At 60.3% G+C, this 12,741-nt stretch carries 11 protein-coding genes; 3 read left to right on the forward strand and 8 right to left on the reverse strand.

From position 1 onward, the window contains the following. Positions 1–81: 81 nt before the first annotated feature. The 4 genes from AC5SEO_RS15430 to AC5SEO_RS15445 are packed head-to-tail and all read right to left on the reverse strand — an operon-like array spanning position 82 to position 5,122. Positions 82–657: a sarcosine oxidase subunit gamma gene (locus tag AC5SEO_RS15430; protein WP_060642843.1), complete on the reverse strand. Its 576-nt coding sequence runs from the start codon at positions 655–657 to the stop codon at positions 82–84. Further along, positions 650–3,574, reverse strand: a complete 2,925-nt coding sequence (locus AC5SEO_RS15435; protein ID WP_174069076.1) for a sarcosine oxidase subunit alpha family protein — start codon at positions 3,572–3,574, stop codon at positions 650–652. The genes AC5SEO_RS15430 and AC5SEO_RS15435 overlap by 8 nt, the downstream gene beginning before the upstream one ends. Beyond that, positions 3,571–3,861 (reverse strand): sarcosine oxidase subunit delta, encoded by a 291-nt coding sequence (locus tag AC5SEO_RS15440; protein WP_003518230.1) that lies wholly within the window; start codon positions 3,859–3,861, stop codon positions 3,571–3,573. The genes AC5SEO_RS15435 and AC5SEO_RS15440 overlap by 4 nt, the downstream gene beginning before the upstream one ends. A 10-nt stretch (positions 3,862–3,871) precedes the next feature. Beyond that, entirely contained in the window at positions 3,872–5,122 is a 1,251-nt protein-coding gene (locus AC5SEO_RS15445; RefSeq protein WP_003518227.1) for a sarcosine oxidase subunit beta family protein, read from the reverse strand. A 140-nt stretch (positions 5,123–5,262) separates the two neighbouring features. Here AC5SEO_RS15445 and AC5SEO_RS15450 point away from each other — a divergent pair, with 140 nt between their 5' ends. After that, positions 5,263–6,249: a GlxA family transcriptional regulator gene (locus AC5SEO_RS15450; protein ID WP_495363893.1), complete on the forward strand. Its 987-nt coding sequence runs from the start codon at positions 5,263–5,265 to the stop codon at positions 6,247–6,249. A gap of 55 nt (positions 6,250–6,304) precedes the next feature. Here AC5SEO_RS15450 and AC5SEO_RS15455 read toward each other — a convergent pair whose 3' ends face one another. The 4 genes from AC5SEO_RS15455 to AC5SEO_RS15470 form a co-directional block, all read right to left on the reverse strand. Beyond that, positions 6,305–7,846, reverse strand: coding sequence for a sugar ABC transporter ATP-binding protein (locus tag AC5SEO_RS15455; protein WP_038494827.1), 1,542 nt, complete (start codon positions 7,844–7,846; stop codon positions 6,305–6,307). A 4-nt stretch (positions 7,847–7,850) separates the two neighbouring features. Beyond that, positions 7,851–8,828, reverse strand: a complete 978-nt coding sequence (locus tag AC5SEO_RS15460) for an ABC transporter permease (protein WP_112286193.1) — start codon at positions 8,826–8,828, stop codon at positions 7,851–7,853. Between the two features lie 10 nt (positions 8,829–8,838). After that, the gene (locus tag AC5SEO_RS15465; protein ID WP_060642848.1) at positions 8,839–9,879 is read right to left on the reverse strand and encodes an ABC transporter permease; all 1,041 of its coding nucleotides are present in this window, start codon (positions 9,877–9,879) and stop codon (positions 8,839–8,841) included. A 139-nt stretch (positions 9,880–10,018) separates the two neighbouring features. Then, positions 10,019–11,059: a sugar ABC transporter substrate-binding protein gene (locus AC5SEO_RS15470; RefSeq protein WP_173994317.1), complete on the reverse strand. Its 1,041-nt coding sequence runs from the start codon at positions 11,057–11,059 to the stop codon at positions 10,019–10,021. Between the two features lie 151 nt (positions 11,060–11,210). Between AC5SEO_RS15470 and AC5SEO_RS15475 the strand changes: the two genes are divergently transcribed. Beyond that, positions 11,211–11,960 carry a GntR family transcriptional regulator gene (locus tag AC5SEO_RS15475; protein WP_019566872.1) on the forward strand — a complete coding sequence of 250 codons (750 nt, stop codon included), beginning with the start codon at positions 11,211–11,213 and terminating at the stop codon, positions 11,958–11,960. Between the two features lie 22 nt (positions 11,961–11,982). After that, positions 11,983–12,723, forward strand: coding sequence for an SDR family NAD(P)-dependent oxidoreductase (locus tag AC5SEO_RS15480; protein WP_060642850.1), 741 nt, complete (start codon positions 11,983–11,985; stop codon positions 12,721–12,723). Positions 12,724–12,741: the final 18 nt, after the last annotated feature.

Consider the following 12,741-nt stretch of genomic DNA (forward strand, 5'->3'; position numbering starts at 1 on the left):
GTGCCCATGTCAACACGACACAGTTCGCCCGTACAGGTCGACGATTGGCAAAAAACGGTCTGGTGGCTTTGCAGTCCCGCTTTATGCGGCAGCGCCAAGAAGTTCCGCCTGACGACGGATCGCAGTCTCGATCACATGCCACAGTGTTTCCGCAGCGGAGCGCATGCCGAGGATGGCAAGGCGGTCCGGCGCGCGCCGGATGACGAAAACGCTCATATGTTCCATGCCTGTGCGCGTGGCGGTCCCTTGCCCGAATACCGAGGGATCGAGGTTCACCAGCTTCTGCATGAGCGCGACAATCGGCGCCTCGCCTGCGTCGCTCTCGATTTCGAAGGCGACGAAGCCATCGGTCTGTTCCGTCACGGAACAGGAAGGGCAAAGGCTCGCGAGTTCTGCGGCGAAATCCGTTTCGGCCCGGTCTGCGGCCTCAATCAGCCATTGGCCCGGCCCCGTCCAAAAAGCTGAAACCGGGCCTTGCTGGACCCATTTTCCGGGACCCTGCAAGGTGAGGTCAAAGGGCACCGGTTCTTTGACGTTGCGGCGCAGGCTGAGCGATGCGAGGGCAAGCCCCGAATTTTCCTCAAGTCGCAGCGTGCCATGGCGGGCGCGCCGCGAAGTCTGCGCGCCGAGTGCGGTTGTCGGCTTCAAATCAGGCACGGAGTCTCTCTCCCTCAGGGTCGATGAAATGGGGCGAGACCACACGCAATTCGACCGACTGTCCCTGCAAGGGGTTGGCCGCGACGATGATCTCTCCGATACGGTTTGCACCATCGGCAAGGAAACCAAGACCGATGCTGAAACCGAGGTTGGGCGAATAGCAGGCGGATGTGATCCAGCCTTGATCGGTCTCGGTATTCTGGCTGGCGCCGCGGGTAAACAGATGTGAACCTGACACCACAGGGTCCGTTGCCGCAAGCGGCTGCAGGCCGACGAGCACCCGGCTTTCGCCGACAAGCCCTTCGCGGCGAGTCATGACGGTGCCAATCGCGTCTTTCTTGGTCGAAACCATCCTGCCCATGCCCAGCATCTGCGCTGTCGTCTGGCCGTTCAACTCGTTTCCGGCAGCATGGCCTTTTTCGATACGCATGACACCAAGCGCTTCCGTCCCGTAGGCGGTGGCTCCAAGATCCGCACCGATTTCCATCAGCCGGGACATCAGGGCATTACCGTAGCGGGCGGGGACTGCAATCTCGTAAGCAAGTTCCCCTGAAAACGAGATCCGGAACAGCCGTGCTCGCAATCCCCCGCAAACCGTCAGTTCGGCGCAGGCCATGAAGGGAAAGGCTGCGTTGGAAAGGTCGAAACCATCGACAATGCGTTCGATAAGGCGGCGGGCGTTCGGACCGGCGACTGCGAGCTGTGCCCAGGCATCCGTTGCCGAGATCAATTGCACATCCAATTCCGGCCACAGGCATTGGCGGGCGAACTCCATGTGACGATAGACCGGGCCGGCCTGGGCCGTGGTCGTGGTGACGATATAATGATCCTCACGCAGACGGGCACAGGTGCCGTCATCATAGGCGTGGCCGTCTTCCCGCAGCATCAGGCCGTAACGGACCATGCCGACCTTGAGGCTCTTCATTGCATTGCAGTAGAGACGGTCGAGAAATTCAGCCGCATCGGCGCCCTGAACATCCACCTTGCCAAGCGTCGTCACATCGCAGATGCCGACGCCCTTTCGGGTGGCCAGAACCTCGCGGTCGACGGATTGCCGCCAATGGGTCTCCCCGGCTTGAGGGAAATATTGGGCACGCATCCATTGACCGACTTCGACGAAAACGGCGCCATGCGCTTCAGCCCAGGCATGACTGGGTGTCAGGCGGCGCGGACGGAAATGTGCGCCGGTGTCGCCGCCGCCGAGTACCGCCATCGAAACCGGCGTATAGGGAGGGCGAAAAATCGTCGTACCCGTATCCGGTATCGATTTGCCCGTCAGTTCGGACATGATTGCCAAAGCAGTGGCATTCGATGTCTTGCCCTGGTCAGTTGCCATACCAAGCGTGGTCCAGCGCTTGAGATGCTCGATGGGCCGCATGTTTTCCTGATGGGCGAGCTTGATATCCTTGACCGTGACGTCGTTCTGAAAATCGACCCAGGCGCGCCCTTTCCCCGGCACATGCCACAGGGGCTTGATGCCGATTTGCGTATCCTCGGCCTCCGGCAGGGCTGGCCTGGATGTGGCAATCCCCATTTGCTCCAGAGCCGTTATGGCAGCGGATGCACCGGAGATCAGCGCCGCCCCTGTGCTGCCTTTGCCGGCCGCCGCCCCTGCAACGAGCATATGCGAGGGTACGTCGCCGGGCAGGAATGCCTGTAGCCCGTCATCCCATAACGGGCGACCGCGCTGGTGCGATGTAAGATGAACATTGGGGTTCCAGCCCCCGGAGATACCAAGCGCACCGCAATCGATGGTTTCGTCATAGCCATCCTTGCGGACATCAATGGAAACCAACCCCAGCCTGCCTTTGCTGCCGGTAACTGTCGCCCCCGCAATCAGACGGTATTCCGCAAGCGCCCGCGCATCCGGGCGCGGATCGATGACTGCGGCGATCTCGACACCTTTCGCAGCCAGGTCGACAGCGGTCCGATGGCCGTCATCGTTATTGGTGAAGATTGCGACCCTGCTTGCCGGACTGACTGCCCAGCGATTGGCATAGGCACGCAGCGAACCGGCAAGCATGATCCCCGGCCGGTCGTTATTTTTAAACGGGATATGCCTCTCTGTCGCCCCGGCGGCAAGCACCGTGCGCTTTGCAGTGATGCGCCAGAGGGACTGGCGTACGCCCTTTGGTGCGACAAGATGGTCGGAAACCCGTTCGACCGCACCGAATATGCCATGGTCGAATGAGCCGAAAACCGTGGTGCGGCGCATGACGCGCAGGTTCGGCAGGGTTGAAAACTCCGCCTCGAGCGTTCCGATCCAGTCGGTTGCAGGTGCGCCGTCGAGCAGGTGGCTCTCTGCAAGCAGGCGACCTCCGAGGCGATTGTCCTCGTCCGCCAGAATAACCTTGGCACCGGCACGCGCCGCGGTCAGGGCAGCAGCCAGACCGGCCGCTCCGGCGCCGATGACCAGCAGATCGCAGTGAAGGAACCCCTTGTCGTAAGTGTCGGGGTCCGGTTTCATCGACAGGCTTCCAAGTCCCGCAGCCTTGCGAATGGCGGGCTCATAGAGCTTTTCCCAGAACGCCTTCGGCCACATGAACGTCTTGTAGTAAAAGCCTGCGGTCAGGAAATCGGCAAACAGATCATTGATCGCAAGGGCATCGAAAGACAGGGACGGCCAGCGGTTCTGGCTTTTCGCCTCCAGCCCGTCGAACAGTTCGACCGTCGTGGCGCGGGTATTAGGCTCCATCCGCGATCCCGTGCGCAATTCGACCAGCGCATTCGGCTCTTCTGAGCCGGCAGAGATCACGCCTCTGGGGCGATGATATTTGAAGCTGCGCCCCATCAGGCGGACATCGTTTGCCAGAAGTGCCGAGGCGAGCGTGTCGCCGGGATGCCCCTGATAATTCTTTCCATCGAAGGTGAAATGCAGCACCTTGCTGCGGTCGATCAAGCCGTCCTTCAGTCTCATGCTTCATCTGCCTTCTGACGGAGCGCTACCTCGTTTGCGAGTTCCGCTCCGAGGATTTCATGGGTGACGGTGTTTCGAGTGACCACGAGCCAGCTGCGATCACCCTGTTCGTGAAACCACAGTTCCCGATGCAGGCCGGCGGGATTGTCACGCAGATAGACATAATCGTTGAAGTCTTTCGCAGCGCTCTCGGCCATTCCGTCCGGGCGACGCAACAGGGCGGCATCGCCGAGATAGGTGAATTCCTGAGCGTCGCGCGGCCCGAGCAGTGGGTGAGGGATCAGCATTGTTCAAGCCTCAGTGAAGGTTCGGTTGGGCGCCGGCGCCCTTTTCGTCGATGACATAGCCCTTTTCGAACCGGTCGAGCCTGTAGGCCTTGGCCGTATCATGCGGGGTATCCGTGGCCAGCAGATGCGCGAATGCATAGCCGCTGGCCGGCGTCGCCTTGAAGCCGCCGTAACACCAGCCGGCATTGAGATAGAGGCCCTTCACAGGCGTGTGGTCGATGATCGGTGAACCGTCCATCGACATGTCCATGATGCCACCCCATATGCGCAGCAGGCGCGCCCGGCCGATCATCGGCATCAGCGCCATGCCGCCCTCGGCGACATCTTCGATGACGGGCAGATTGCCGCGCTGGGCATAGGAGTTATAGCCGTCGATATCGCCACCGAAGACCAGGCCACCCTTGTCGGACTGGCTGACGTAGAAATGGCCTGCTCCGAAGGTTATGACGCCCGGTATGGTCGGCTTCAGCCCTTCCGAAACGAAGGCTTGCAGCACATGGCTTTCAATCGGCAGACGCATGCCCGCCATGGCCATGACGCGGCCGGTCGATCCCGCCACGGCGACGCCGACCTTTCCGGCACCGATGTAGCCACGGCTGGTTTCCACGCCCTTGATCGTTCCATCCTCGATGCGAAACCCCTGGACTTCGCAGTTCTGGATAAGATCGACCCCTGCCAGATCAGCGCCGCGCGCGTAACCCCAGGCAACGCCGTCGTGGCGGGCAGTTCCAGCGCGGCGCTGGTAAAGGCCACCCTTGATCGGAAAGCGTGCATTGTCGAAATTGAGAAACGGGATCATGGCGCGGAGATCGTCTTGCGCCAGCAGTTGCGCGTCCGCACCGGCCAGCAGCATGGCGTTTCCGCGACGGCGGTAGGCGTCGCGCTGCGCGTCGGTGTGGAACAGGTTCACAATGCCGCGCTGGCTTACCATCGCATTGAAATTGAATTCCTGTTCAAGCCCTTCCCAGAGTTTCATCGAAAACTCATAGAATGGCTCGTTTCCGGGCAGCAGATAGTTTGAGCGGATGATCGTGGTGTTGCGCCCGATGTTTCCTGATCCCAGCCAGCCTTTTTCCAGAACGGCGATCCGCGACTTGGAGAAGGTCTTGGCTAGATAATAGGCCGTTGCAAGTCCATGACCGCCACCGCCAACAATGATGAAATCGTAATGAGGTTGCGGATCGGGGTTCCGCCACAGTGGGCGCCAGCCCTTGTGGCCGGTCAGGGCCTGTTTGAAAACCTGGAGAGCCGAATAGCGCAAATCTGTGTTCCTCGAAAACAGGGCGGTTGTCCAAGTTTATAGCGCGATACCGCACGATTTTTTTATCCATGACGGACGCATTATTGTCCATTTTGGCCAAGTCGGCTAAGCTTGCCCTAGGGATTGTCGTGGAGCAGGTCATGCACGCCGAAGGGTCGATGTCGATCGGGTTCATACTCATTGAGGGTTATGCGCTGATGTCGTTGGCTGCGGCGGTTGAGCCGCTGCGCGCGGCCAATCACCTTGCCGGCAAAACGCTCTACCATTGCCGGTTTTACTCGGCGAATGGCGGGTTTGGCGCATCCACGTCAGGCGGAGGTTTCGATACCGCGCCCGTTTCGCGGGCTTTGTCTGAGAAGCTGGATCTGGTCTTCATCGTCGCGGGCGGAAATCCCATGCTCTATGAAGATCCGGCACTTGTGCGCAACCTGCGCACGCTCAACCAGCGGGGTGTCAAGCTCGGAGGCATTTCCGGCGGCGCGGCGATCCTTGCCAAATCCGGTCTGATGACGGGCAGACGTTTTACCGTTCACTGGACCCACATCGATCCGCTTAGTGAATATGCCAGCGATCTCCTGATCGAGCGTGCGCTCTACGTCATCGATCGCGATCGCTACACTTGCGCGGGCGGCGTTGCCGCCATTGACATGATGGGGGCTTTTATTGCGAAAGACCATGGTTCTGCCTTCGCGCGCGATGTCAGCGAATGGTTCATACATCCGCGTTTGAGAACGGCCGATGAGCCTCAGTTGGGCCGCGCCGGCCAACGTTTCAACGTCCACCACCCGGTACTCGAAGCTGCCATTGAACTCATGACGACCCATGTTGCGGATCCCCTGTCGCCGGAGCAGCTGGGCCAATTGTGCGGCAGCAGTATTCGCCAGTTCCACCGTCTGTTTTCCAGCCATTTCGACCAATCCATGATGTCTTTTTACCGTGGTCTTCGGCTGGCAAAGGCGGATGAGCTGCTGCAGCAGACCTCGCTTTCGATCGTTGACGTGGCCTTGCTGACGGGGTTCTCGACCGCTGCCCATTTCACCCGTTGCTACACCCAGAAATACGCCGTTCCGCCCAGCAGAAGGCGTCGTGCCGTGAGAGATTTCGAGCAGCCGTCCGATGGTACCTGACGCCCTACCGGAACAGCGTGCGGTTTTTGCGATGACACTTCGGCAAGGCAGTGCGTCATGCCTGACGTGAAAGGGCCGTTACGCGCTCCGCATCATGGATCAAGCCCATGATACCCTCGCTCATATCGGCATAGACGCCATTGTTTTCGACCACGCCTTTAACCCGATAGCGGTCCATGACAACAATGCGGTCGGCCAGTGCCACCATCTCCGGCATGTCACTGGTAATGACGAGAATGGCGGTGCCGCTGTCTGCAAGCTCGCGCAGCAGATCGTGCAGATAGGCCTTGGTCTTGATGTCGATGCCAACAGAAGGTTCGTCTACAATCAGCAGCTTCACGTCGGCCGCAAGCCACTTGGCGACGCTGATCTTCTGCTGGTTGCCGCCGGAAAGATTACCCACGGTCTGGCTCAGGCTCGGCGTCTTCACCTCAAGTTTCTGCAGGAAAGGGGTGACCGCCGCACGGATGCGGCTGTCGGAAAGCACGCCGAATGCGTTTGAGAGCTTGCGCCAGATGGGAACGCCCGCATTGGCAAGAACGGAATGCTGGAGAATGAGGCCGTCACCCTTGCGGTCCTCGCTGACATAACCGACTCCGTATTCGTGGATGGCTTCGGCAACGGATCGGATGCGGGCCGGGCGATCTTCGATCCGGACTTCGCCTTCCGTGACGGCGAATTTACCCATGATCGATTTTGCCAATTCGGTGCGCCCAGCGCCCACCAGCCCGTAAAGGCCGACGATTTCTCCCTTGCGCACGGAAAGACTGACATCGCGATGGCCGATTGCGGTAGAGACACCTTTGAGTTCAAGCACCAGCGGATTGTGCTCGACCGCGCGTTTGCGCCAGCCACCGCCGCCTTCGGCACGGCCAATCATCAGGCGCACCAGGTCCTGGCGTCCGAGACCTTCCATAGACCGGCTTTCGCAGGCGTTTTCGCCATCTCGCAGAACCGTTACCCGGTCGCAGATATCCAGAACCTCTTCCAGCTTGTGGCTGACGAAGACAAGGCTTGCTCCATCATCGCGCAGGCGGCGCAGAATGCGGAAGAGGTTGTCCGTTTCGCTCGGGGTCAGCGATGTCGTGGGTTCGTCGAGCAAAAGAACCCGGCTTTGCAGGGAAAGCGCCTTGGCAATTTCCACGAGCTGCATTTGCGCGACGGAAAGCTCGGATACCGGCATCGCCGGATCGACTTCCAGATTGAGAGCCTGCAGCCAGCGGCGTGCATCGCGGTTCAGCGCGGCGTAGTCGATGGGTTTGAGATAGTGCGCCCCAAGCTTTTCCATGTGGATATTCTCGGCAATCGAGAAGCGCGGGATGAGGTTGCGTTCCTGATGGACAACACCGATGCCGCGGGCAATGGCTTCGCGCGGGTTGCCAAAGCGCACTTCCTGCCCGTCGACAAGGATCTGGCCGCTGCTCTGATGGTGGACGCCGGTAATGACCTTGATCAACGTCGATTTGCCGGCGCCGTTCTCACCCAGCAACGCGTGGATCGATCCCGGCTCCAGCGAAAGATTGACGCCCTTGAGCGCCCGAACGCCGGGAAACACTTTTTCGATGTTGCGCGCCTGAAAAACAGGTTGCTTGTCCATGATGTCAGGCCTTTCCTGTCTTTTTGCCGAGATGCGTTTCGCGCAGGCGGTTGATGCCAACGGCGGCGAGGATCATTGCGCCGAGCACCACCTGCACGAGGAATGGATCGATGGAGAACAGCACGAGTGCCTGCGTGATGATGGCGACGATGACGACGCCGAGCAGGGTCGCCCCCACGCTGACATGCCCGCCAGCCAGTACGGCACCGCCGATAACGGGTGCGGCAAAGGACAGGATGAGCCAGTCATCGCCAATGGAAGGCTGGCCGATCTGCAGGCGGGATACGAGCAGAATGCCGGCGACGGACGCCAGAAGGCCGGAAATGCCGTGCGCCACGATCATTGTCGTGCGGATCGAAATGCCGGAAAGCTCTGCCGCATGGCTGTTGCCGCCAATGGCAAGGATGAAGCGGCCTATCGGCTGGCGGCGCAGCATGAACCACAGCGCGAATGCGATGATGATGGTGGGTGCTGCGAGCCACGGAACCGGGCCGACGAGCAGTGCCGAGCCGAAGGCTTTCACCTGTTCCGGCACGCCGTAGAACGGCTCCGCCCGGGTGATGCCAAGGTTGATACCCTTGTAGATCGACAGCGTCGCCAGTGTGATGACGAAGGCGGAAATGCCGGTGATGGCGATCAGCAGACCGTTGAGCATGCCGCAGACAACACCGATCAGCACCGCAGCAATGGCGGCCACCGGTGCCGGAAGCCCCCAGACCTGCATCAGTCCCGCAAAGGAGATTGCGGCCAGTCCGCCGATTGCGCCCACGGACAGGTTCATCTGGCCAATGGCAATGATGATCATCTGGGAAAAGGCGATGAGCGCGTTGACCGCGATTGCAAGAAGGAGAATCTGGATGTTGAAGGAAGAGAGGAAGTTGGGGCTGAAGCCGCGGATAAGCGCGATTGCCAGCACCGTGACCAATAGGGGGCCGAACCAGTCGGTTCTGGCAAGGCGTAGAAGGGTGTTGTCGGTCTTCATCGTCCAGTCCTCAAGCCAGGTTGCGTCGGGCGAGATAGCTTCGCCGCGCCTTGTCCATCAAAACCGCTAGCAACAGCAGCAGGCCGAGAAATGTCTGGACCCAGAATTCACCGAGCTGAAGCAGCAGCAGGCCGCTGGTGAGCATGGTGACCAAAAGTGCGCCAAGACAGGTGCCGAGCACCGAAACTTTGCCGCCCTGCAAAAGTGTGCCACCGAGAACAGGGCCGAGAAAAGCTGGCAGAAGCCAGTCCTGCCCAAGCTGGCCTGCCATGGAAGGAATGGCGGCGCCCGTGCGCGTCACCAGCATCAGGGCAGCCAGTGCCGCAAGCAGGCCCGACAGTACGTGACAGGCAATGAAGATACGGTCGACCCGAATGCCGGAAAGTTCCGCCGCTTCCGGGCGTGCGCCTGCCGCCAGCATTTCGCGGCCAAGAACGGTGCGTCTGTAGAGAAAGGACAGGGCAAGCGCCGTTGCGAGCGTGACGAGAAGCAGCGGCGAGAAATAGGTCGCGAGCTTCAGTTTTCCGAAGGCTGCGAAGATCGGCGGTAGGCCACGGTAGGCCTCGGCGCGCGTCAGGAAGATCATCACGCCGAAGAAGATGCTCATGGTGGCAAGCGTGATGATGAAGCTGTGCAGCCCCGTGCGGATGACGGTCCAGCCATTGACGAAACCGAGCGCCGCGCCGGTGGCGAGACCGCCAATGAGGGCGAGCGGCCACGGCACGCCAAGCACCTCGATCAGATAACCACAGGCCATGGCCGCCGAGACGCCGATCGCTCCAACGGCAAGATTAAGGCCGCCGGTCACGATCACCGCCATCATCGACAGGCCGATCATGATGTTGATCGCGGCACTGCGACCAAGCGTGAACAGATTGAAAGGCGAAAGGAAGCCGCTGGCCGCGACGCCGAAAATGACGGCGAAGACGACGATCAGCAGAATGAGGCCGAATTCATTGGTCAGAAAAAAGCGGCCTTGCGAAAGGCTGGACCCCATTCGTCTGTCGCCCTCCTGCGAACCCTTTGTGAGCAAAGTATCGTTCACGGTCATGAAACTGTCCCGGTATTGGTTCGCCCGAAGCGCCTGCGCGTGTCGCCTGGTCATTGCGCTGCCGCCTGAAAGAATATTTTCTGGCAGGGCAGATTGCCGGGCGCGGTCGTTTGCCGCCCGGCAATCGCTCAAGGCATGATTAGTTGCAGCTCAGATAGGTCGTATCGAAGTTGGTGAGCAGCTTTTTGGTCTCGGCGCGCATGGCATCGATGTAGTTGTCCACCTTGGCGGCATCGACATAGGCGGTGCCGGAATCGATGAACTTGGTCGTCAGCGCATTGGATTTGAACGGCGCATCTTCCTTCACCTTGCAGCCGGACTGAAGTTTGCTCAGTGCAAACGCGCCGATATAACCCTGGCCATAGGGGTTCTGAAGCATCGTGCCGTCGACGAAACCGTCCTTGATCGCTTTCAGCACGACTTCGTCGTGGTCGATGCCGACCATGTGGATGCGCTTGTCGCCGATCTTGCGCAGTGCGTTGGAGGCAACGACCGCAGGAACCCAGGCTGTGGTCACGATGCCGTCCACTTCGGAAGCGTGGGCGGCCAGGTAGGCGCTGATCTTTTCTTCCGCCGGTTCCGGTGCGTCGATATCGGCGATGACCTGAACGACCTCGGCGCCGGCTTCGTCAGCTGCCTTTTTCACGGCATCGATACGAAGCTGGGTGTTGGGGTCCACAAGGAAGCCGGTGAAATGGGCGATGCGTTTTTTGCCCGTTCCCATCGCCTTGATCAGCTCCTTGGTGCCGAGATAAGCGGAATTACCGGTGTCGGTACCAAGGCAGAAGGCGGCGGGCGAGGGGTCCTTGAAGCATCCGGCGCCAGCAATCACATTCGCGCCGTTGCCGGTCAGTTCCTCTGCTGTCGAGACCGCGCCGACGGGATCGCCGGGGAAAATCAGGAAGCCGTTATAACCCTGGCTCAGAAGGCTTTCGAGAAGCTGGTTCTGCTGTGCCAGTTCCCACTTTTGCGGCACCTTATAGTCGGCGCCAGCCAGGCCGAAGTCCTTGGCCGCGTCCTTGCCGGCCTGTTCCCAGGCGGCGAAATAAGGGTGCGGACCGCCCGGAACGAGGGCGATCTTGCTGGCGTCCGCCGCCTGCGCGACACCGCACGCTCCCGCGCCGATGATTGCGGCAGCGACGAGGCTGCGCATGAAATACGTCATGTTTTTCTCCTCCATGAAACGGCCTGCTCCTTAAAAAAAGCGACTGGAACCTCCCTTAATCGCTCTTTCTCCCAACAGCCGACTTGCGTAAGCACCATGGACACTAGTATACTTGTATCCAAGTAGCAACGAGATTTTCACGACTGCCTTTTGAAGGGGAGCGTTCATGACGAAAAACACCACTGCCGGTTTCACTGGGCGCGGCTCTCATCAAGAGGCCCCCGGCTCCGGAATCGAAAGCGTGGAGCTTGTGGTCAATCGTTATGGCTCGGTTGCCGATCAGGTTCATGCGGCGTTGCGTCAGGCGATCGTCGAGGTCCGCCTAGCGCCCGGTGCGCCGATCAGTGAAAACTCGATCTGCCGTCAGTTTTCGGTGTCGCGCACCCCGGTGCGTGCCGCGATCCAGCGCCTGTCGGAAGAGGGTCTTGTGGACGTCTATCCGCAACTCGGCAGCTTTGTTGCGCCGATCAGGCTTGGCGAAATTCAGGACAGCCATTTTATCCGCCGTTCACTCGAAGTGGCTTTGCTGCGCGAAGTCGCGCCGAAGTGGACGAAAGAAATGAGCCGTACGATGCGCGACGTCATCGCCGAGCAGGAAAGAGTGATTGCCGCCAACGACGCATCCGGCTTCTTCCATGCCGACGAGGCGTTTCATCGCCTGCTCGGCACGTTTTCCGGTCGCGAAGGCGTCTGGCAGGCGATCCTTGCCGCCAAGGTGACCCTGTCGCGGTTCCATCGTTATTGGGCAAAGCCGGAACGATTGCCCGCCGTCATCGAAGAGCATCTGGCAGTCGTGGATGCTCTCGACCGTGGCGATGCCGAAGGTGCGGAAAAGGCGCTGGTGACGCATCTGGATATGGTTTTCGTGATCTACGAACAGTTGCCTGAAGAAGAGCGGAAGCATTTGTCCATTTGATAGTGGACGTGGAGGAGACAGAATGGAACTGAAACACAAGACGGCGCTCGTGACAGGCGCTTGTGGCGGCATCGGCCGTGCCGTGGTTGCGGCGCTGGTCGCGCAAGGGTCGAGGGTAATCGCCTTCGATCGCGACATCGAAGCTGTTGCGGCGCTTGCGGAGGGGTTTGGCGGTGCTTGTGATCCCGTCGCCGTCGATCTCGGCGATGCGACGGCGCTGCGGGCCGTCATGAAAGATGTCGCCAACCGTTTCGAGGTCATAGACATTCTCGTCAACAATGCCGGTGTGCTGTCGCCGCACAAGCTGGGAGCGACCACGCTTGATGACTGGCACAGGCTGATGGCCGTCAATCTCGATGCTGCCCTGCTGCTGACGCAGGCCGTCGTTCCCGCCATGAAGGAAAACCGCTGGGGGCGGCTGATCAACATCTCGTCCTATGCCTGGAAGTCCGGTGGCCTGACGGCGGGCACGGCCTATTCGGTCTCGAAATCGGCGCTGGTGGGCCTCACTTACTCGTCCGCTCGCGAACTTGCCCCTTTCGGCGTCACCGCCAATGCAGTCGCGCCGGCCTATGTGGTTTCGCCGATGATCATGGAGCAACTGTCAGAGGAAGACCGCCAGCGCCAGCTTGCAGCCATTCCGGTCGGGCGGTTCTGCCAGCCGGAAGAGGTGGCCCATACCGTAGGTTTCCTCGCCTCGCCGCTGTCCGGCTTCATGACCGGCACTGTCGTTGACATGAATGGCGGCCTGCAATTCGGCTGAGATACGGAGATAAATGAG

This window comes from Agrobacterium sp. K11, from assembly GCF_059429395.1.